This is a genomic window from Novosphingobium sp. FW305-C-111, from assembly GCF_058783565.1.
The window spans coordinates 219676-239506 of sequence record NZ_JBYSYP010000001.1; the positions used below are offsets into that span (position 1 = coordinate 219676).

The 19831-nt window shown below is 66.3% G+C and carries 27 protein-coding genes and 2 tRNA genes; 4 read left to right on the forward strand and 25 right to left on the reverse strand.

Features of this window, described 5'->3' with window-relative positions:
* Positions 1-6: 6 nt before the first annotated feature.
* From AC3WLD_RS01140 to AC3WLD_RS01150, 3 genes are all read right to left on the reverse strand, one after another.
* Complete coding sequence (locus AC3WLD_RS01140) at positions 7-465, reverse strand: DUF2141 domain-containing protein (protein ID WP_492555068.1); 459 nt, start codon at positions 463-465, stop codon at positions 7-9.
* Entirely contained in the window at positions 414-1142 is a 729-nt protein-coding gene (locus tag AC3WLD_RS01145) for a sterol desaturase family protein (protein WP_492555069.1), read from the reverse strand. The genes AC3WLD_RS01140 and AC3WLD_RS01145 overlap by 52 nt, the downstream gene beginning before the upstream one ends.
* A 164-nt stretch (positions 1143-1306) precedes the next feature.
* Positions 1307-2815, reverse strand: coding sequence for a DEAD/DEAH box helicase (locus tag AC3WLD_RS01150; RefSeq protein WP_492555070.1), 1509 nt, complete (start codon positions 2813-2815; stop codon positions 1307-1309).
* 274 nt (positions 2816-3089) lie between these two features.
* Between AC3WLD_RS01150 and AC3WLD_RS01155 the strand changes: the two genes are divergently transcribed.
* Positions 3090-3248, forward strand: a complete 159-nt coding sequence (locus AC3WLD_RS01155) for a DUF1289 domain-containing protein (RefSeq protein ID WP_492555326.1) — start codon at positions 3090-3092, stop codon at positions 3246-3248.
* Positions 3249-3358: 110 nt separating this feature from the next.
* Here AC3WLD_RS01155 and AC3WLD_RS01160 read toward each other — a convergent pair whose 3' ends face one another.
* The 3 genes from AC3WLD_RS01160 to AC3WLD_RS01170 form a co-directional block, all read right to left on the reverse strand.
* The gene (locus tag AC3WLD_RS01160) at positions 3359-3724 is read right to left on the reverse strand and encodes a YkvA family protein (protein ID WP_492555327.1); all 366 of its coding nucleotides are present in this window, start codon (positions 3722-3724) and stop codon (positions 3359-3361) included.
* A gap of 2 nt (positions 3725-3726) precedes the next feature.
* Positions 3727-4233: an MmcB family DNA repair protein gene (locus AC3WLD_RS01165; protein WP_492555071.1), complete on the reverse strand. Its 507-nt coding sequence runs from the start codon at positions 4231-4233 to the stop codon at positions 3727-3729.
* 237 nt (positions 4234-4470) lie between these two features.
* Positions 4471-4902: a hypothetical protein gene (locus AC3WLD_RS01170; protein WP_492555072.1), complete on the reverse strand. Its 432-nt coding sequence runs from the start codon at positions 4900-4902 to the stop codon at positions 4471-4473.
* A 110-nt stretch (positions 4903-5012) separates the two neighbouring features.
* On the opposite strand from AC3WLD_RS01170, the gene AC3WLD_RS01175 reads away from it, so the two are divergent.
* A tRNA-Arg gene (locus AC3WLD_RS01175) sits at positions 5013-5089 on the forward strand.
* Positions 5090-5466: 377 nt separating this feature from the next.
* Here AC3WLD_RS01175 and AC3WLD_RS01180 read toward each other — a convergent pair.
* The 12 genes from AC3WLD_RS01180 to AC3WLD_RS01235 form a co-directional block, all read right to left on the reverse strand.
* The gene (locus AC3WLD_RS01180) at positions 5467-5934 is read right to left on the reverse strand and encodes a PIN-like domain-containing protein (RefSeq protein ID WP_492555073.1); all 468 of its coding nucleotides are present in this window, start codon (positions 5932-5934) and stop codon (positions 5467-5469) included.
* Positions 5931-6620, reverse strand: coding sequence for a MerR family transcriptional regulator (locus tag AC3WLD_RS01185; protein ID WP_492555074.1), 690 nt, complete (start codon positions 6618-6620; stop codon positions 5931-5933). The genes AC3WLD_RS01180 and AC3WLD_RS01185 overlap by 4 nt, the downstream gene beginning before the upstream one ends.
* An 84-nt stretch (positions 6621-6704) precedes the next feature.
* Positions 6705-6851, reverse strand: coding sequence for a hypothetical protein (locus tag AC3WLD_RS01190; RefSeq protein WP_492555328.1), 147 nt, complete (start codon positions 6849-6851; stop codon positions 6705-6707).
* The gene (locus AC3WLD_RS01195; RefSeq protein WP_492555075.1) at positions 6796-7485 is read right to left on the reverse strand and encodes a hypothetical protein; all 690 of its coding nucleotides are present in this window, start codon (positions 7483-7485) and stop codon (positions 6796-6798) included. Before AC3WLD_RS01195 ends, AC3WLD_RS01190 begins: the two co-directional genes overlap by 56 nt.
* A gap of 2 nt (positions 7486-7487) precedes the next feature.
* A complete protein-coding gene (locus AC3WLD_RS01200) occupies positions 7488-8135 on the reverse strand; it encodes a hypothetical protein (protein WP_492555076.1) in 648 nt (215 codons plus the stop codon).
* A gap of 148 nt (positions 8136-8283) precedes the next feature.
* Positions 8284-8574: a hypothetical protein gene (locus tag AC3WLD_RS01205; RefSeq protein WP_492555077.1), complete on the reverse strand. Its 291-nt coding sequence runs from the start codon at positions 8572-8574 to the stop codon at positions 8284-8286.
* Positions 8571-8774: a hypothetical protein gene (locus tag AC3WLD_RS01210; protein WP_492555078.1), complete on the reverse strand. Its 204-nt coding sequence runs from the start codon at positions 8772-8774 to the stop codon at positions 8571-8573. Before AC3WLD_RS01210 ends, AC3WLD_RS01205 begins: the two co-directional genes overlap by 4 nt.
* Positions 8775-8958: 184 nt before the next feature.
* Positions 8959-9147 carry a helix-turn-helix domain-containing protein gene (locus tag AC3WLD_RS01215; RefSeq protein ID WP_492555329.1) on the reverse strand — a complete coding sequence of 63 codons (189 nt, stop codon included), beginning with the start codon at positions 9145-9147 and terminating at the stop codon, positions 8959-8961.
* A 100-nt stretch (positions 9148-9247) separates the two neighbouring features.
* Positions 9248-9739, reverse strand: a complete 492-nt coding sequence (locus AC3WLD_RS01220; RefSeq protein WP_492555079.1) for a hypothetical protein — start codon at positions 9737-9739, stop codon at positions 9248-9250.
* Between the two features lie 344 nt (positions 9740-10083).
* Entirely contained in the window at positions 10084-11238 is a 1155-nt protein-coding gene (locus AC3WLD_RS01225) for a tyrosine-type recombinase/integrase (RefSeq protein ID WP_492555080.1), read from the reverse strand.
* Positions 11239-11617: 379 nt separating this feature from the next.
* The gene (locus AC3WLD_RS01230; RefSeq protein WP_492555081.1) at positions 11618-12793 is read right to left on the reverse strand and encodes an acetyl-CoA C-acyltransferase; all 1176 of its coding nucleotides are present in this window, start codon (positions 12791-12793) and stop codon (positions 11618-11620) included.
* 210 nt (positions 12794-13003) lie between these two features.
* A tRNA-Gly gene (locus tag AC3WLD_RS01235) sits at positions 13004-13078 on the reverse strand.
* A 178-nt stretch (positions 13079-13256) separates the two neighbouring features.
* On the opposite strand from AC3WLD_RS01235, the gene AC3WLD_RS01240 reads away from it, so the two are divergent.
* Both AC3WLD_RS01240 and AC3WLD_RS01245 read left to right on the forward strand, forming a co-directional pair.
* Positions 13257-14165 (forward strand): tetratricopeptide repeat protein, encoded by a 909-nt coding sequence (locus AC3WLD_RS01240; protein ID WP_492555082.1) that lies wholly within the window; start codon positions 13257-13259, stop codon positions 14163-14165.
* A gap of 5 nt (positions 14166-14170) precedes the next feature.
* Entirely contained in the window at positions 14171-14797 is a 627-nt protein-coding gene (locus AC3WLD_RS01245) for an LON peptidase substrate-binding domain-containing protein (RefSeq protein ID WP_492555330.1), read from the forward strand.
* An 85-nt stretch (positions 14798-14882) separates the two neighbouring features.
* Here AC3WLD_RS01245 and AC3WLD_RS01250 read toward each other — a convergent pair whose 3' ends face one another.
* The 7 genes from AC3WLD_RS01250 to AC3WLD_RS01280 form a co-directional block, all read right to left on the reverse strand.
* Complete coding sequence (locus tag AC3WLD_RS01250; protein WP_492555083.1) at positions 14883-15500, reverse strand: MarC family protein; 618 nt, start codon at positions 15498-15500, stop codon at positions 14883-14885.
* Positions 15500-16189 carry a YybH family protein gene (locus tag AC3WLD_RS01255; protein WP_492555084.1) on the reverse strand — a complete coding sequence of 230 codons (690 nt, stop codon included), beginning with the start codon at positions 16187-16189 and terminating at the stop codon, positions 15500-15502. Before AC3WLD_RS01255 ends, AC3WLD_RS01250 begins: the two co-directional genes overlap by 1 nt.
* Before the next feature lie 40 nt (positions 16190-16229).
* Complete coding sequence (folD, locus tag AC3WLD_RS01260) at positions 16230-17120, reverse strand: bifunctional methylenetetrahydrofolate dehydrogenase/methenyltetrahydrofolate cyclohydrolase FolD (protein WP_492555085.1); 891 nt, start codon at positions 17118-17120, stop codon at positions 16230-16232.
* Positions 17117-17407, reverse strand: coding sequence for a YggT family protein (locus AC3WLD_RS01265; protein ID WP_492555086.1), 291 nt, complete (start codon positions 17405-17407; stop codon positions 17117-17119). Before AC3WLD_RS01265 ends, folD begins: the two co-directional genes overlap by 4 nt.
* A gap of 145 nt (positions 17408-17552) precedes the next feature.
* Entirely contained in the window at positions 17553-18086 is a 534-nt protein-coding gene (locus AC3WLD_RS01270; RefSeq protein ID WP_492555087.1) for a hypothetical protein, read from the reverse strand.
* 38 nt (positions 18087-18124) lie between these two features.
* Entirely contained in the window at positions 18125-19030 is a 906-nt protein-coding gene (gene argB / locus AC3WLD_RS01275; RefSeq protein ID WP_492555088.1) for an acetylglutamate kinase, read from the reverse strand.
* 70 nt (positions 19031-19100) lie between these two features.
* A complete protein-coding gene (locus AC3WLD_RS01280) occupies positions 19101-19769 on the reverse strand; it encodes a queuosine precursor transporter (protein WP_492555089.1) in 669 nt (222 codons plus the stop codon).
* Between the last annotated feature and the right edge of the window lie 62 nt (positions 19770-19831).

Consider the following 19831-nt stretch of genomic DNA (forward strand, 5'->3'; position numbering starts at 1 on the left):
CGCGGGTTACATGTAGCGGATGCGGATCGTCGAGTTGACGCGGCCGGTGCCCACGTCGAACGCCGCCGCGCCGAACGAGGGCGGTCCCATCCGCACCGGGGCGTCGCGGGAAAAGCCGAAGCCTTCCTTCGGCAGCATCAGCGTCTTGTTCATCTTGCCGTCGCCGTTCTCGTCATGGAGCACGGAAATCGCATAGCGTCCGGCGGCCAGCCCGGTGAAGTTGAGCACGGCGCCGTTGCGCGCATCGATCGAGACCTTCTGCGCATTGGGATCGCGGTCGCAGTTGGGAAAGGCGCGCGCGTTCGCGGTGATGCAGGCGCGCAGGTAACCCTTCGCGTTGCGCAGCCCGCTGACCGTGATGCTGACGCTGCCGGTGTTCGCGGCCAGCGCCTCGGGCACGATCGTCCCGGCGGTCAGGACCGCGGCGAGAGCCAGGCCGGCGAGAGCCCGCGGTCGGTTCCGCATAGCCGGTCCCAGAACCGGAAATAGAGACCGTAGTTGCATCGGTATTCCTCGTGATGCCGCTGGTGGTGGCTGGCGGTTATCAGCCAGCCGCCCAACCGCGAATGAACAAGGGCCCTTGGAAACAGCTCCCACCCCATGTGGTTGGTTACGCCCATTACTGTCATCACTGTCAATACGGTGCCGAGCACCGCCACGTGGACCGGGATGACGAAGACCAGCGCGGGAATCACGAACGCGCCGGTCAGCGCCTCCCATGGATGGAAGCTCATCGCCGCCCACGCGGTCGGCGGGCGGCTGGCGTGGTGGACGGCGTGCGCCACCCGGAACAGCCGCGGCCGGTGCATCCAGCGGTGGGTCCAGTAGAACCAGGTATCGTGGAGGAAGAGGTACACGAACAGCGAAACCGGCAGCCACCACAGCGGATAGCGGCCGACCTCGGTATAGATCAGCGTCCACCCGCGCTGCTGCCAGCCCCAGGCGACGATCCCGGCGGGAACCCCGTAAATCGCCGCGGACGCGAGGCTCCAGGCGATCTCGCGGCGGATCTGCGGATCGAGCCCGGCATAAAGGCCGGGACGCACGCGGCTGGTCGCCCACGCGAACGCCCCGCTGGTCACGAGGTAGCGCACGCCCACGATCAGGGTCATCGCCAGCGCCGAGAGCCAGAGGCTGTCCATGGCGGGCTTATGCGCGGCGCCGCTCCTCCCCGCAAGCGGGGAGGGGAACCATGCGCAGCATGGTGGAAGGGCACGCGCGGTGAACGGGGCCTCGCCGCGAACGCGTGTTCACAGCGCCTGCCCCTCCACCACCTTCGGTGGTCCCCCTCCCCTTGCAGGGGCGGTTACGAGGCCCGGCGCACCTTGTTGCGGTGCTGGCCGACGCCCGGGGCGCCCTTGGGGCGGAAGTGGCGCTTGCGGTTGCCGCCCTCGCCGCCCTGTCCTTCAGTCCGCTCGCCCTGCGCACGCTCGCCATGGACCGGGTTGCGGACCGGACCGCGCTCGTCGCGGGTGTGCTCGGGACGCGCCGGGTTGGCGTCGCGGGGACGACCGTCGCGTCCCTGCGCGCGGCCGCCGGCAGAGCGGTTGTCGCGCGGGCCACGCGCCCCCGGACCGCCGCGACCGCGTGCATCGCGCTCGTCGCGGCGGGCATCGCGGGCAGCTTCCTCGGGCTTTCGGCTCGGCGAGGGCAGCTTCGCCGCCTCGGCCATGAAGTTGTCGGGCAGGCCGCGCGGGTCGAGCTTGACCCGGGTCAGCTTCTCGATGTCCTTGAGGTACGGCTTCTCATCGGGCGCGCAGAAGCTCATCGCGATCCCGTCCGCCCCGGCGCGCGCGGTGCGGCCGATGCGGTGGACGTACTGCTCGGGCACGTTGGGCAGCTCGAAGTTGAAGACGTGGCTGACCCCGGTCACGTCGATCCCGCGCGCGGCGATGTCGGTCGCCACCAGCACCGGGCACGAGCCGTTGCGGAATGCCTCGAGCGCCGCGGTGCGCTGGGCCTGGGTCTTGTTGCCGTGGATCGCGCGGGCGTCGACCCCGGCGCTCGAAAGGTGGCGCACCACCCGGTCAGCGCCGTGCTTGGTCCGGGTGAAGACCAGCGCGCGGTCGAGTTGCTTCGAGCGGATCAGCTCGCGCAGGGACAGCGAGAGCAGCGCCTGCTTTTCGGCCTGGTTGATGAAGGTGACGTACTGTTCGACCCGCTCGGCGGTGCTCGCCTGCGGGGTCACCTCGACCCGGACCGGATCGTGGATGAACTGCTTGCCGAGGTCGGCGATCGCCTTGGGCATGGTCGCCGAGAAGAACAGGCTCTGGCGCTTGGCCGGGAGCAGGTTGGCGACGCGCTTCAGCGAATGGATGAAGCCGAGGTCCATCATCTGGTCGGCTTCGTCGAGCACGAAGATCTCGACCCGGCTCAGGGTCAGCGCGCGCTGGTCAATGAGGTCGAGCAGGCGGCCGGGGGTGGCGACGAGGATATCGGTGCCCGGCACCAGCCGGCGCGCCTGCTTGCCGACGGGGACGCCGCCGAAGATGCAGTCCACCGTCAGGTTCAGGTACCTGGCATAGCCGCGCATGTTCTCGGCGATCTGGGCCGCCAACTCGCGGGTCGGCGAGAGCACCAGCATCCGGCACGAGGCCGGCTTCTTGGGCTGGGGATCGGCGGCGAGGCGGTGGAGCGAAGGCAGCGCGAACGCCGCGGTCTTGCCGGTCCCGGTCTGGGCGATGCCCAGGAGGTCGCGGCCCTCGAGCAGCGCCGGGATCGACTGGCGCTGGATCGGGGTGGGGTCGCTGTAGCCCTTGGTTTCGAGCGCGCGGAGAATGGGCTCGGCAAGGCCAAGGTCGGAGAAATAGGACATCAGTATTCCAATACGATGGGCGGCACGCGAGGTTAGGCCGCGCGCGGCCGGGGTCTGTCAGGCGACCCGTGCGTGAAGGGGAAGCTTGGGCTGCGAAGGACCGTAAATCCGGGGCGGATCGCGCCATGTCTTGCGGCGGATCTCACGCTGGCACCGGGTTGCGGAAGGAACTCCCGCCGGTTTCGCTGCGGCGCACATAAGCGCGGTTGCGCTGGAAAGCAAGAAAATTGCGGGAGCGGTTGCATGGTCCGGCGCGGCGTGCTTGGCCCGTGCCATGGAGCGACCGGCCAGCCCCTGCATCCGCATATGCACCGTCGACCCGGCAAGGGACCTCTGCCGGGGCTGCCGGCGGACGCTTACGGAAATCGCCGAGTGGCCGACTGCCAGCGCGGCGCGGCAGCATGCGATCGTGGCTGCAGCGAGGGGGCGTTAGACTTCGACGTCGTCCCGGGCTTGACCCGGGACCGCTGACGTCTGACGCCGAGCAGTGCTTGCAAGCACTTGGCACCGGTCCCGGATCGAGCCCGGGACGACGCGGTCAGATCACCGCAGCAGCCACCACGCCAAGACCGCCGCCCCGATCCAGACCGCCAAGATCGCCACCATCGCCGCCGTGCTTCTCGGCCGGGCGGCGATGCTTGCGGCCTCGGCCCGGAACCGCGCCATCAGCGGCGGCGGGACCAGCCGCAGCGCGAGCGCAATGCCCAGCGGCACGAGGATCACGTCGTCAAGATAGCCCAGCACCGGAACGAAATCGGGGATCAGGTCGATCGGGCTCAGCGCATAGGCGGCCACCGCCATCGCCACGATCCGCGCGGCCAGCGGCGTATCGGGGCTCCGCGCCGCCAGCCACAGCGCAACGACGTCGCGTTTCAGCGCCTTCGCCCAGCGCTTCAGCCGGGCAAACATGGTCAATTCCCGCCCCAGCTCGCGCAGTGCGGATCGAGGTGGACATGATGGCGGCGCAGCGAGGCCCGCGCGAGTCGCTCGATCTCCGCCTTGCGCCGGGCCGCGGCGAGCGGGAGCGACGGCGCGGGACGGACTATCTCCGCGTCATAACCGTCGGCGACGATCACCCCGCACGATTCGGGGAGGAACGCCGCGCCTTCCAGCGGGGCGCGGTCGAGCTGCGGCGGCACGCCCCAGAAAAACCGGTCGCAGTGATCGAGATAGTCGGTCCATTTCGAATCACCGAGCAGGTCGGCACGGCTGACCTTGATCTCGACGATCACCACCCGCCCCTTCGAATCGATGCCCATGAGGTCGGCTCGCCGGTTCGAGCGCAGCGGCATCTCCGCAATGCACCACACGTCGTTGCGCGCGAACAGGCGGCAGATTCCACGCGCGACGGCGAGCGCCTGCCGTTCTTGCGGATCGGCGGGCAGCACCGGGGAATCGGGGGAAAGCAGCGAGGCCATGCCGCGACACTACGAACAAACCGGAAACGCCGCAAGCGGGCCAGACTCGACATGCCGCAAAAGTTAATTGCGTATTCTGCAACTGCTGCGGTTTCTTTCGCACTTGCACAATAGGTCGCGAAAGGCCACTTAGAGCCTGCCTTTCAGGCATCCTCTCCCAAAACTTCCAGGCCCGGGCGGCAACGTCCGGGCCTTTTTTTGTCCGCGATCCGGAAAAGTTTTCAGCGCCGCGCCGCTCTAGGCGCGCCGTTTGATCCCGAGGGGTGGGACCAGCGCCAGCAGCGCCTCGCGCGCGGAATGGAATTCCTGCCACAGCGCCAGCGCCGCCGCCTCCACCGCCGCCCCGCGGGAATGCGCGGCGAGCAGCGCGGCGAGGCCCGGCTCCATGATCGCGGCAAGATCGTCGACCCCCTGCCGCGCCAGTTCGAATCGCCAGCCGCCGGTATCGCGCATCATCGCAGGGAAATTGCGCACGTCGGGCTTGCGCGGTTCAGGGGCGAGGCCGGCCAGTTGCCCGACCACGCCCGCGGCATCGTGGAGCGCCGACCAGGTCATGCTCATCGCGCTCGATGCGGCCTGGCCGAACTCGGCCCGCCCCGCGCCCGGCAGGGACGGCGGAGTGCCAGTCGTCGATCCGGTCCCGCCCGGAGGTTGCAGGTGAGTCGCCATGGGCCGCAGCATTACCGCAAACGCCCCTACCAATTCGCTAAGGCCGCTTGCGCGCGGGCCACAAAGCCACTGGCGCAGGCGCGCCGGCGCTGCTAGGTGCCGCCCGGCCCGCACCCGTAGCTCAGCTGGATAGAGCGCTGCCCTCCGAAGGCAGAGGTCACAGGTTCGAATCCTGTCGGGTGCGCCAAGTTTTCAAACACTTAGCGTCGTCCAACTTCATTCGTATGGAATGAGTATGGAAAACAGGGGGTGAAATGCCCCCGTGGATCGGGCTGCATCAAGATGCGCCGCGCGCTCGGTCCTGCCCGGAATGGAAGGCAGACCGTCGCGGCTCATTCGGGCAATTCACTCGGCTGGTGCGGATGCAGTTCGATATACACCGAACGCGACAAATTGCGGGTGGAAACGGCTGGATTGTGAGGGTTTCGAGAGGTGGCAGCTTCTCGGTCAAAAGTGACTTGTGACTTGGATTCGACCAAATGCCCCGGTTTTCTGCGGAGTTGCGGAAAATCATTTCCGGGTGACACGTGAACCAGCCGAACCACAAGCCCATGGCATGGGTGCCTATCCGGCCTTGCCCTTCTTGGCCGCCTTTTTCAGCTTCCTTTGCGCCGACTGAAAATCAATCGCGACCGGCTGTAGCTCCCCGGTCTCATTGATGTTCCACGGCGGACGGAAGCATTGCCGGGGCTTCATGGCGAGGATGCATTCTTCGATTCTGGCCCACCACATGAGAATGTGCGCTGATTGCATGGTGCCTTTCGCCTGCCCCCATTTCGCCGGCAGATGAATCACCTTTGCGCCAGTCCGGAAGACTGCATCAACCTGAGGGGGATTTTCCAAAAAGTCGCGGTCGGCTGAAAGAATCGCATCGCCGCCATCGGCCATAAACTCGGTGATCCAGTGAACGTCTGACTTCCCAGCCTGTCTGGCGCTTACGACGGAATCCAGTGTCCAGCCGTCCCGCAATGCAATCTCGCGGACCGCCTTGATAATCGCCTCTGCGACGTGCTCGTCCGCCCTGATCCTCAACTTGCCAATTCAAGCTCAAAGCGCACGGCACCCTCAACCTGCCCACGTGACACGTTGAACCAGCGCGCCACCCTTTCAAAGTTGCCGTCTTCCGCTTTCCATTGCCGAAACAAGGCATCGGTTGGAATGCCTGCACTGTCCACCAGCGGCTTGCCGAATGCCCGCGCCGGATCGAGAACAATATCGGGATGGTCACCGGGGCGAGGTTTCCAGCGCGACGCCAAATGCGTCGCAGGATCAAAGACGACACCCTTGGCAATCGAAGCTTCGATTGCATCCCAGATCAGATATTGGCCTGTCACCAATTCCCAAGTTGGCCGGTCGCCTACTGCTTCGGAAGCCTGAGCAATCACGCGGCGACGGTCGGTTAGATATTTCACATCGGACAGGGCAAAGGGATGCTGAACACTCCATTCCTTGCGCGCCATTTCGGCGGCCTTGCGAAGTGTCTGCATCGAGACACCCTGGCCCCGGAAATATTCAATGAAGCGCAGTTCCATCAGGTCCAGAAAGCTGACCGTGGGGGACTTCTTGAAGTCGCGGTCCACAATCGGCCCGGACTTACTGCTTGGCCAGCCGTTGATCCAGCCGCGCAGCTTTGCCGCATGAGACACGCCCAGCAATCGGGTCGCATCCCCGATGCTGTAGAAGCCCGCAAGCAACGGGTCGCGGTCAATGGCTTCCATTACGCCCATGGCAATACCCTAACGGTTGGGTTGCCCTTTGGCACCCCTTAATCACAGGGCGTTCCGCTTCTAGCGATCTAGCCCCTAAACCAGCCGCGCAATCTCCCGCACGTATCGAGCCGTCGCAGTTGCCTCGGCTGACCGCGCGCCGTGCTTCCAAGCATTGCGGTTGCCCTCAGGCGCGCCGCTGCCTTTGCCGCCGTGCATCCGGCATCGCTTCGCCCCCTTGATCGCCGGGGATTGGCAAGCGGTTCCCCTGCGCGTCATGGCCAAGCAGCGCGGAGCCGCTGCCAGCCGCGCCGGTTCCGGCTGCATGGGGTTGTTCGGCTGATTCTGCATTTCGGTGCCCCCCAGCGTGGTGGTAGAATTGATCGGCAATAACGGCCTGCCCGCCCTCGTTTACATGCACATGCCGCACGGTTTGCTCGCGCGGCTGGTGCAGCTTGGCCAGCGCCTCCAGCGTGGCGCGGCAATTGCTCTGAGCCTTGAGCGCCAGCCGCCCATAGCGTTCGGCGGCGTTGATATATTCGCCCATGTTGTTCGCCACCCGCCGCGCCAGTTCGGCAAACATGCTGTCGAGGGTGATCGCCTGAGCAGCCAGAATCTTGCTGGTCATAGCGAGATCGCCCGCCGCTGCATCGCGGGCCGCAGTATGAACGTGATCGGCGTAGTCACCGATACCCGGCGATTCAAAGTCGCTCCCCATCATCTTGCCGGTGAATGCCGATGCAGCCGCCGCGTTTTTCAAGATTGGCTGGAGCAGCTTCCGCGCCATCGCCTGAGCGCCAGTTTCATCCGTGGTTTGCTCGATTGTAAGGGCGTTGTTCGGCTTCATGCCGCCGTCCGGGTTCTTTCGTTTGGCCATTGTCAGTCCTTTGCCTTGCGTGCCTTTGCGCCGATGTTTTGAGAGGTTCCGCAACGCTTGCCGATCACGCGCCCGCCCGGCTCCAGCCGCTCCAGGCCGAATTGTGACGCTGCCTCAGGACTTGCCCCTTTCAGGACATAGGCAAGCGCCGCCTCTAGATTGACGGCGTGGAGATCGGGATTGCCCGCCTCCAGCCCCAGCCGCCCGCCAATCGGTTTGCTGTGGATCACGCGCGCCCGGTAAGGCTGCCCGGTGATCCGGCGAAGCCAGCCCCGTTGCAGCGCCGTAACAACCGGCACCAAATCGGAAGGCACATGGGCAAGCAAGTGACAGTGCCCGCCTTTGTCATGGCCGTTGCCGGGCACATTCTCATGCGTCCAGAGCCATGCCGTGCCGCTGCCATGCCGGGCCAGCGCCTTTGTCAGCAGGTCGGTATAGCGGTAGGTTGCTTTCGCCATGCCCGCCAATGGCACTCCAGCGGCCTGCCAGTGAATCGAGATCATGCGGGTGAACGGCAGCCCGATTTTTTCCGCATGACGCTCAGCGGCCTTTAGTTTGCCAATTTGAGCGGCTGTCAGGGCATGGCTTTCCCGGTCGGCACGGTTACGCGCGCCGCCCCTGCCAGTGCCTCCAGCGGAAAGGGCTGCCACACCAGAGGTAAGGTAATTAATTGCAGGTGCCGTGCCAGTTCGGACAATCGGCGGATTTGTGGGTGATTGCGGCTGGAGCGGCGCAATTGAAACTCCACCGAAACCGCAATCCCGGTGGAGTTTCAAAGCGCCGCCATGGCGGCAGAGATCATGCGGCAATCCAGACAATGGCCAGCTTTCCGGTGCTATTCGGCCTGCGCTGCCCGCTGTCACGAATAAGCCCCTTGCGTCTCAATTCGCTGGTGCGCGGCTGGATAGACCAGCGGTCCATATCGAGCCGTGCCGCCAGTTCATCGGCAGTCAGACCATGCGCGCCAGCATTGCGAATAGCCCCCTCTGCCATGCGCTGGAGCCGCCCCAGCTTGGGCGCAAGGGCATCGGCAGCCGCAATCGAGGTTTCCACGTTCCGGTGCCCCGGTGCATCTGGATAAGTGCTCATGCCGCTCCTCCCTTTGCCATTGGCGGCAAGCCTGCGCGGGCCAGTAGCTTCGCCAGCCAATCGGCCTGCGCTTCGCTCATGGGCGTGGAATCGACGGCAAGCTGGCCAAGGAACTGCCCGGCCTTTCGGCTTAGGCGGCTAGAGCCGTTGAGCAGGGCAAGCGCCGCTGCCCGGTGATCGGGAAAGGGCCGCTCAGTCATTGCAGCCCTCCCCAAAGCAGAGCCGCGCCATATCCCGCGCCATCCAAGGCGACAGGCAGAAACGGGCCGCAAGCATTTGCGCCCGCCAGTCCGATGCGGTAGAGGAGGGATGCAACCAGCCGCCAAGTTGATTGCGCGAAGCCCCGGCCTGCCCGCCGGGGTTTTGCATATGTGCCGCCATCGCTCATGCTTCCGCCTGAAAAGTCGGGAGGCCGGCCAGATACGATTCGAGATCGGCCATCATGAGAAGCGTGCGCCGCCCTGCCTTCCGCGCGGAAAGATCGCCGCGTTTCAGCGCCTCATAGAGCGCGGAGCGCGACATGCCGGTTGCCTTCACGGCGTCCGGGATGGTGACTGCAATAGGTGCCTGCATGGGGAGGGTAACCCGCAAGGTCCGAGCGGGATTGCCCGGACGTTGTGGGACAACCAGTTGTCAGCCTTTCAGCGCCCCGGCAAAGGACAAGAAAGGACTTTTAATCGTGCCGGAAATATTCGGCATAGGCTCGCTGAACCTTTTTCAGCTTCGCGTCATAGCTGGCGCCATCCACTTGTCCGGCGTCGATTAGCACGCGCGCCGCATCCGCTACGGAAGTTGCCTTTGCAGTGCCCAATAGCTTTGAGACTTCGACCGCGAGCCGGTAATCCCGGTTTGACTGATCGCGTGTCTTGTTAGGCCGCCCGCGCCGTTTCTCTGGCAACGAAGCGCCGCAAAGCGTCCTTTCCACATCATCCATGTGCACGGCCATCCAGATCGGCAGTTCGAACACTTGTTCGCTTTCCGGGACGTTCCAGTGAATCAGCTTAAGCAATGCCCGAACCTGATCGCCGGAAAACTCCACATCCATGATGGACACGCGGATATGTCCGTCATGCACTGCTCGCCAGAGATCGGCGGGCGTGCGCTCGGCTGCGTCCAGATAGTATTCAAACGCCTTGCGCGGCGTTGCCCAAACATATGACGACATGCCGCCTCCCGAGCGGTTCCCATTGGGGCGGGGAAGCGCGTGGGATGCGCGCTTGTCGGCTGGCCTGCCTATCCCCGAGCCACCATACGCTATTGTCGCGACATTGCTGAGCTGCATATTTCACCACTATCGCACGCGGCTGAGAACAGGATTGCAACGGAGGAATTATGGCGCGCTTCAATGGACCCAGTGATGCAGCATCCGCCCATGCGGCAGCGATGCGCGCCGCGAAAGCTGCAAAGAACGCGACTGGGTGCGGCGTGCTTTTTTTGCTGTGTGCAGGCTTTGGGTTACTGGGAAGCGTTGCCGGCTACCTGGCTTAAGGCCGCTTGCGCCCCACCGATCTATAAAGCCAGTTCCCCCAGCGCCTTCACGGCTGCATCGCTGGCAAGGTGCCCATAATGGCGCTCGATCATTTCGGCGCTGGTGCCTGAGATTTGCGCGATGGTGAGCAGCGGCAGCCCCGCGCTCACAAGGTCGGTAATCGTGCTGTGCCGCAAGGTGTATGCCGTTGCATCGCCGGGCAGCCCGGCAGCGGCGACGGCAGCGGCAATGGGCAGTTTCCAGCTATTCTTGTTCCATGCCTTGCCGTTGGCGCGCATGAACAACGCCGCGCCCGGCAGCTTGTTGTTCGCCTGAGCCGCAAGCAGCTTCGCCGCTTCTTGCGGCAACTGGATTCGCCTGGGCTTGCCCGTCTTGTCCTTGCCGATGGTCAATTCCGCCGTGCGCTTGTCGAAGTCGCCAGCGGTGAGCGCCGCCAGTGCGCCGGGGCGCAACGGCAACAGGCAAAGCGCCCGAACGAACGGTGCGGCTTCCGCGTCCGTCTTTTCGAGCAGCTTCCGGCGCTGACTGCGATCAAGGTAGAGGGTGCGCCGTCCGTTGGCATTCGGGGCGGCCTTCAAGGCTTCCTGCCATGCTGCCTCGCTGTTCGGCGCGCCGGGCGATAGCACCTTGGCCAGCGCCGCCCGGAAAACCGCCATGTCGCGGTTGACTGTGGAAGCAGCGCGCTTCCGGTGGATCGGCTCGCCTTTCTTGCGACGGCTCACCAGCGCCGGTTGCGCCTCCAGCCGGTCGCGCCATTCCTTGACGTGGCGACGGCGCAGCTTGTCGAGCTTCACCTTGGCAATAGGATCGTCATAGATATAGCGGCGGAAGCGGTGCCCGGCCTCGGTGCGTGTCTTTGCGTATTCCTTGCAGGCATCGGCAACGGTTTCGATCTTGGCGCGGACCTGTCCGCCCCCCTCCACCATCTCGGCCAGTTTCTCGGCTTCCTTCCTGGCTGCAGCGAACATTTCATTGCCCGGCAGCGTTCCGAAGTCGCCAAGAGACTTCACGCGATATTTCCCGGCGTCCTCGTCATAGGCGCGGGCGATCCACGTTCCCTTGCCGCCGCGCTTGGAGGGGCGGAAGCCAAGGAAACACCCGGCGCGAAGCCTCTGCCAGTGCGGTTCGCGCTGTGCCTTGAGCCGGTCCCGCTCTCCCACTTTGCTCAGGTCCATCGCCATGCCAGCCGCCTCTTTCCGTTCCGTATGGAATGCGTATGGAATACATTAGGGGATGGATCGAGACAAGTGTGGACTGAAGGCCTAGGGTTTCAGCGGGTTTACGTGTCCGGCTCTGTCCGCACTTGGAGCCTAACCCTGCACTCCGAAGGCAGAGGCCACAGGTTCGAATCCTGTCGGGTGCGCCAGCTGCTTCTGCCCCGCAGGGGCGGGAGATGCTGGCGGGCTCTCTTCAGGATTTGAAGTTCGGGGCCGGAGCGCCAGCGGAGGCGGCTGCGCCCGCAGGGCGCAGCCAACCCTGTCGGGTGCGCCACTTGCGAAAAAGGCGACGCTCCGTGGGGAGCGCCGCCTTTTCACTTTACCGTGCTGGATGGCCTCACAGCACCTCGAACAGCCCCGCCGCGCCCATGCCGCCGCCGACGCACATCGTCACGACAACGTGTTTGGCACCGCGGCGCTTGCCTTCGATCAGCGCATGGCCGACGCAGCGCGCCCCGGTCATGCCATAGGGATGGCCGATCGAGATCGAGCCGCCGTTGACGTTGAGCAGGTCGTTCGGGATCCCGAGCTGGTCGCGGCAGTAGAGCACCTGCACCGCGAACGCCTCGTTCAGCTCCCACAGACCGATGTCGCCGACCGAGAGCCCGAAGCGCTCGAGCAGCTTCGGCACCGCGAAGACCGGGCCGATGCCCATCTCGTCGGGCTTGGTGCCCGCCACGGCCATGCCGACGTAGCGGCCGAGCGGGGCGAGGCCCTTCTTCTCGGCGACGCTCGCTTCCATGACCACCGCGGCCGAGGAGCCGTCCGAGAGCTGGCTGGCGTTGCCGGCGGTAACGGTGCCGTCGGGCAGCACGGTCTTCAGCGAGCGCAGCCCTTCGAGCGTGGTATCGGCGCGGTTGCCTTCGTCCTTGGCGAGCGTGATTTCCTTCTGCGAGGTTTCGCCGGTGGCCTTGTCGGTCACGTTCATGGTGACGGTGCACGGCACGATCTCGTCGTCGAACTTGCCCGCGGCCTGCGCGGCGGCGGTACGCTGCTGCGACTGGAGCGCGTATTCGTCGCAGGCGTCGCGGCTGATGCCATAGCGGGCGGCGACGACCTCGGCGGTCTGCAGCATCGGCATGTAGATGTCCGGGTGCATCGCCATCAGATCGCGGTCCGGCGCGACCCGCATCTCCGGCGTCTGCACCAGGCTGATCGATTCCTGTCCGCCCGCGACGACCACGTCCATGCGGTCGACGATCACCTGCTTGGCGGCGGTGGCGATGGTCATCAGGCCCGACGAGCACTGGCGATCGATGGTTATACCCGAGACCTCGATCGGCAGCCCGGCGCGCAGCGCCACCTGGCGGCCGAGGTTGGTCGACTGCGTGCCCTGCTGGAGCGCCGAGCCCCAGATCAGGTCGTCGACCTCGCCGCCTTCGATCCCGGCGCGGCGGACCGCCTCGGCGACCGAGAACGAGCCGAGCGTCGCCCCGGCGGTGGCGTTGAACGCGCCGCGATAGGCACGCCCGATCGGCGTGCGGGCGGTGCTGACGATGACGGCATCACGCATGGATTCTCTCCCGATGGGCGCGAGGGTCCGCGCCGGAAACAGGGCGCGATTCCTAGTCTCCGAAGCCGGGCAAAACAACGGATTTCCCGGAACTGCCACGCGCCGAAAGGAGACCCGGCTTTGCCGTAGCGTCAAGCGGGCCATGCCGCCCGAACGCCACCAGGCGCGGCCCGGTCGGGCGATTATCCGGCGATCGCGATGGAAGGAAACTGGAGCGGGCGAAGGGATTCGAACCCTCGACCCCAACCTTGGCAAGGTTGTGCTCTACCCCTGAGCTACGCCCGCTCGTGCGTTTCGGACCCGGGAGACAAGCCCCTCGGGCCGGGGTGAGGCGCGCCGTTAGCATCGCCCCCCGGGCCGTGCAACGGGAAAATGCGTTGCGCCGATCGTTGCGCCGTTTCCCCTTGCCGAATGCGCCGGGGTTCCCACATGGTGCGGCAAAGCGACACTCGGAGACAGACACTTGGCAAGCCTCGGCCTCAGCATCGACGAACAGAAGGCGGTCGACCGCTTCCGCACGAATGTGGTCGAACCGTCGATGACCAATCTCGTCATTCTCGACTTCTGGGCGGAGTGGTGCGGGCCGTGCAAGGCGCTGACCCCGGTGCTCGAAAAGGTCGCGGCGGACTATGCCGACAAGGGCGTGATCCTTGCCAAGGTCAACGTCGATGAAGAGCAGTTCATCGCCGCGCAGTTCCAGGTGCGCTCGATCCCCACGGTCTATGCGCTGTTCCAGGGCCAGCCGGTCGCCGACCTGACTCAGGCGCGCAGCGAATCGCAGCTGAAGGGCCTTCTCGACCAGCTGCTCGCCAAGCTGCCGATCCAGCCGGGCGGCGAGCCCAAGCAGGACATCGCCCCGCTGATCGCGATGGGCGAAGAGGTGCTGGATAGCGGCGATGGCGAGCGCGCCGCCGGGATCTTCGCCCAGATCGTCGAGATCGCGCCCGACAATGCCGCCGCGCAGGCCGGCCTGATCCGTGCGCTGACGCTCTCCGGCCACCGCGAGGAGGCGCAGGCCGCGCTCGATTCGCTCGACCCCAAGCTGGCCGCCGACCCCGCTCTGGCGCAGGCCCGCGCCGGACTCGCGCTGGCCGAGGACGCGCCCGAGGAAGGCGAGCTCGCCGCGCTGCGCGCCGCGGCGGCCGAGCGCCCGGCGGACATGGACGCCCAGCTCGCCTTCGCCAACGCGCTCTATGCGAGCGGCGACCGCGACGGGGCGGCGGCGAAGCTGCTGGCGATGGTTGCCGCCGACCGCGAATGGAACGAGGGCGCGGCGAAGGCCCGCCTTCTCCAGATCTTCGAGGCGACAGGGCTGGAGGATCCGTGGGTCGCGGCGACCCGGCGCAAGCTGTCCACCGTGCTTTTCGGCTGACGGTCATGGGCGGGACGATCCAGACGACGCGCCTGTCGATCTTCCCGCTGCCGGGGGCGATCCTGTTCCCCGGGCTGCAACTGCCGCTGCACATCTTCGAGCCGCGCTACCGCGCGATGGTCTCAGATGCGCTCGCCCGTGACAGGCGGATCGCGATGATCCAGCCGCAGGCCCCGGTCGAGGGCGCGCCACTGTTCCAGGTCGGCTGCGTCGGCCACATCGGCGAGATCGAGGCGCTCGACGACGGGCGCTTCAACCTGGTGCTCGAAGGGGTCTCGCGCTTCCGCATCCTGCGCGAACTGGAAGTCGTCACGCCGTTCCGCCAGGTCGAGGCCGAACTGCTTCCCGACGACGAGGGCGAGGCGCTGAGCGCGATCGAGCGCGCCGGCTTTGAACGCGAGGCGCGCCGCTTTGCCGACGCGCAGGGTTACCGGGTCGACTGGGAGTCAGTGGCGCGGCTCGACGACGTGTCGCTCATCAACGGCGTCTCGCAGATCGCCCCGTTCGACGCGGCGGCCAAGCAGGCATTGCTGGAGGCGGAGACGCTGTCGGCGCGGTGCGAGCTGCTGGTCCAGCTGATGCAGTTTTTCGGACGGCACGATTCGGACGATGGCCGGGTGACGTTGCAGTAGCCGCTCCCGCATGCGGGAGGAGAGCGAGACATGCACTTGCGCAGCAAGCGTCAGTCGCAGCGGGGTGGGCTTCGGCGACTCGCGCCTAGAACTGCGCCTTGAGCCCGTCGATCACGTACTGCGCCGCCAAGGCCGCCAGCAGCACCCCCAGCAGCCGCGTGATCACCGCTTCGCTCTGCTTGCCGAGCAGGCGCATCAGCGGCTTGGCGGCGATCAGGGCGAGGAGCGAGAGGACCATCACCGCGGCAAGCGCGGCCAGCACGACCAGCGTCTGCTCGGTGCCCTCGCTGCGGCTCATCAGCAGCATGATCGTGGCAATCGAGCCCGGCCCGGCGAGCATCGGCATTGCCATCGGGAAGACCGATACGTCCTCCACCTCCGGGGTCGCCCGGACCTTTTCCGCGCGCTGCTCGCGGCGTTCGGTGCGCTTCTCGAACACCATGTCGAGGGCGATGAAGAACAGCATGATCCCGCCGGCAATGCGGAATGCGTCGAGTTCGATGTGCAGCGCACCAAGCAACGCCTCGCCGAACAGCGCGAAGACGAACAGGATCGCGGTGGCGATCAGCGTCGCCTTGATCGCCATGGTGCGGGCCTGTTGGGCAGTCGCCCCGCTGACGAGGCCTGCATATATCGGCGCGCAGCCCGGCGGGTCGATGACGAGGAACAGGGTGACGAAGGCGGAGAGGAACAGCTCCTGCATCACTTGGTCTCCGGCGCGGCGACTTCCTCGATCGTCAGGGGAACGAGGCTGCCGTCCTTCACCCATTCGACCGAGAGGTTGTGCGCACCCTCGGGGGTGGCGGTGACCTCCCACGCGATCGTCCCGTCGTCGGACTTGCCCGCGCGGCGCGCCGGGTCGAGCGGGGCGGGCTTGCCCTTCTTCACCTTCTTGCCCGGCCCCGGACCGCGCTTTTCAGCGCAATCGGCGACGTGCGCCGGGATGAGGTCGGGCACGGCCACGGCCTCTTTCAGTTCATCGCCGTGGTCGAACACCCACTTGTACTTGCCATCGTCCTGGCGCTGCCAGATCGTGGTGAAATAGCCGACCGAGTTCGGACGCTGCCATGCGCCGTGGCTGACCACCAGCGAGCCGTCACAGCTCGACCAGACTTCGGTGGGTTGCCAGCTCACCGCCACCGGGGGGTTGGCGCGGTCTTTCAGCCAGCCTTGCGCGAAGACCATCTGCGGCACGAACATGACCGCGTCTTCGGCGGCGAAGGCGCGGAAGGCGGTCCACTGGCCCTTGTCCTTGGCCGCCTGCGCGAACTCCAGCTCGCGCGCGATGACCGCGCTGGGGTTGGCGGCGGGCCGCAGCTGCGGGCCGCGCTCGCGAGCGAGCGACGGCGTTGCGGCGAGGGCGAGGAGAACGATGGGGATCAGGCGCTTCATACGCCAAGCATAAGCACCGCGGCGCTGAACGCCACCCGTATCAGATCGCCCCGTCCGCCAGCGCGACACCCGCATTGCGGTGCGCCGCGACCAGCGTGTTGCGCAGGAGGACCGCGATGGTCATCGGCCCGACGCCGCCCGGAACCGGGGTGATCGCCCCCGACACTTCGCTGGCCGAGGCATAATCGACGTCGCCGACCAACCGGGTCTTGCCCTCGGCGGCGGGAACGCGGTTGATGCCGACGTCGATCACGGTCGCGCCGGGCATCAGCCAGTCGCCCTTGACCATTTCGGGACGGCCGACCGCGGCGACGACGATGTCGGCGCGGCGCACCAACTCGGGCAGGTCTTTCGTCCGGCTGTGCGCAATGGTCACCGTGCAGCTTTCGGCAAGGAGGAGCTGCGCCATCGGCTTGCCGACGATGTTCGAGCGCCCGATCACCACCGCGTCGAGGCCGGAGAGGCTCCCCAGCCGGTCCTTGAGCAGCATCAAGCAGCCGAGCGGCGTGCAGGGCACGAAGCCCGGCTGGCCGACCGCGAGGCGGCCCGCATTGATCACGTGAAAGCCGTCGACGTCCTTGTCCGGATTGATCGCGGCGATGACCTTCTGCTCGTCGATGTGCGAGGGAAGCGGCAACTGGACGAGAATGCCGTCGACCGCGGGATCGGCATTCAGCTGATCGACCAACTCGAGCAGGTCGGCCTCGGCGGTTTCGGCGGGGAGCTTGTGCTCGAAGCTCGCCATCCCGGCCTCGAGAGTCTGCTTGCCCTTGGAGCGGACATAGACCTGGCTCGCCGGATCCTCGCCCACCAGCACCACGGCAAGCCCGGCCTTGCGCCCGGCCGCGGCCTCGAACGAGGCGGCCAGATCACCGACCTTGGCGCGCAGGCCAGCCGCGAACGCCTTGCCGTCGATAACCTCGGCGCTCACATCCCGCTCGCAAGGTTGCCGAGGATGATCAGGATGACGTTGATTCCCAGCAGCAGGACCAGCGGCGAGAAATCGATCGCGCCGGTGTCAGGCATGTGGCGGCGGATCGGCCGCAGGATCGGATCGAGGATCGCGTTGAGCGAGGTCCAGATCGCGTAGACCACCTTGTTGGTGTAGTTCACCACGTTGAACGCCATCAGCAGGCTGATGATGAACTGGACGATGACAACGGTCGAAACGACCGACCCGAGCATCGAGAAGATCTGGTAGAGGATGTTTATGAGCATGGCCGCCGTTTAGCCGAGGCGGCGGAACCGTGCTACCCGGATAATACAGGGCGCACCACCGCGAAAGCGGGGCCTCGTGCCGCTAATGGTCCGCTTGATTGTTGGAGGTCCCCGCCTTCGCGAGGACGCACTCAGGCTTATCCGATCACCACTTCAGCGTCGTGCGCTCGATATGCCACCTTAGCTGCTCCGGCGTAGCCCCGGGGACGTCGTTGGCCCGGCGCATGGTGACCTCGCCCTTCAGGGTGCGGCTGCCGTCGAGAATCGTGACCGGCGCGGTGTAATAAAGCGAACCGGCCGCGCCTTCCTGCTGGCCGGGGCCGACGGTCACCTTCGGCGCGATAAGGTCCGCCCATTTCGCGGCGAACGCGGCATCGTCCATCCCGCTGACCTTGCCGGAGTCGCCCCAATAGCTGCGAACCGTCCGCCAGTCGCGCAGTTCGACCGCCTTGGCCCAGGCGGCGAGCACGTCCTGCGGATCACGCGAAGCGCTGGGGACGGCGGGTTCGCTCACTTCCGCGGTCGGGGTGGCGGAGGGGCTGGGAGCCGGACCTGGGTCGAGCACCGCCTCGCTCACGGGCGCCTCGGACGCCGCCGGCACCGGCGCCTGCTGATCGCACCCCGCGAGGTTGATGGCGAGCGCGGACAGCGCGGCAGAAAGGACGGCAAGGCGGATCATCGCAAGCATGACGCCCGGACCGCCGCGATGTTCCCGGCTCAGGCCCGGATCAGCGTGCCGGCGCCGCGCTGGGTGAAGATTTCCAGCAGCATCGCGTGCGGCACCCGCCCGTCGAGCACGACCGTCGCCTCGCACCCGGCCTCGACCGCGTGAACACAGGTTTCGAGCTTGGGGATCATCCCGCCGCTGATCGTACCGTCATCGGCCAGCCGGGCGATGTCCGCCGGGGTCAGGTCGGTAAGCAGGTTGCCCTGCTTGTCGAGCACGCCCGGCACGTCGGTCAGCAGGAACAGCCGCGCCGCGCCGAGCGCTGCGGCGATCGATCCCGCCATGGTGTCGGCGTTGATGTTATAGGTCGCGCCGTCCTCGCCCACGCCGATCGGGGCGATGACCGGGATCATCCCGGCGGCGCAGATCGTGTCGATGACGGTCGTGTCGATCTTGGAGGGCTCGCCGACGAAGCCGAGGTCGACCACCACCGGATCGCCGTCGTCGCCCGGCACCGACTTGGGCGCCTTGGCCTCGACCTTGCTGGCGATCACCATGCCGCCGTCCTTGCCGGAGATGCCGATCGCCTTGCCGCCGGCCTTCGCGATCCACCCGACCAGTTCCTTGTTGATCGCCCCGGCGAGGACCATCTCGGCGACTTCTGCGGTCTGCTTGTCGGTGACGCGCAGGCCGTCGACGAAACGCGATTCGATGCCCAGCGCCTTGAGCATCCGCCCGATCTGCGGCCCGCCGCCGTGGACGACCACCGGATTGATCCCGACCGCCTTCAGCAGCACGATGTCCTCGGCAAAGTCGTGCGCCAGTTCGGGATCGCCCATCGCGTGGCCGCCGTACTTCACCACGAAGGTGCGCCCGGCGTAGCGCTGCAGGTACGGCAGCGCCTCGGTAAGGGTCTCGGCCTTGGCGAGCATGAGCGGGTCGTGGTTCTGGGTCATGATGGCCGCGCCTTTGAACGAGGCGGCGCATTTTCGCAATAAATACGCGTTCCCCCGCGAGGGCGGGGACTCAGGCTTCCTCGCGGTCCAGCCAGCGCCCCAGCCGGACGAACAACCAGATCAGCGGCGGCACCATGATCGTCGAAAGCACCAGCTTGGAGATGATCTGCCCTTCCATGATCTGCACAAGCGGCATGTCCTGCCCATAGAACGAGATGGTGATGAACAGCACGGTGTCCACGGTCTGGCTGAGCATCGAGGCGATCCACGCCCGCAGCATCAGCAACCGTCCCTGCCCGCCGGCGATGCGGCTGAACAGGTAGACGTTGAGCGTCTGCGAGGTGCCGTAGGAGATCAGCCCGGCGAACTGCATCCGCGCGCCCTGCCCGAGCAGGCGGGCGAACGCGTCCTGGTCGGTCCAGAACGAGGCCGGCGGGACGACGTTGATCACCACCGTGAGCAGGATCATCGACACGATCAGCGGCACGAACCCGAAGCGGACGAGGCGGTTGGCCATGTCCTGCCCGAACAGTTCGGCAACCGCGCTCGACATCACCACCAGCAGCAGGAACGCGAAGATCCCGCTCTCCACAGCCAGATCGCCGAGCACCGGCCAGTGGCCGAGCGAGGCGAGCTTCGTCCCCAGCACCCCGGCGAGCACGCACAGCCCGCCGTAAAGCAGCGAGAAGGCGAACAGCGATGTCGGGATGGTGCGTGCGGCCGGTGCGGTCTGGTTCATGCGCGCCACGGTTAGCCGCATTTTGACCGCTCGCCAATTCGCGATTAGGAACGGGTGAAACC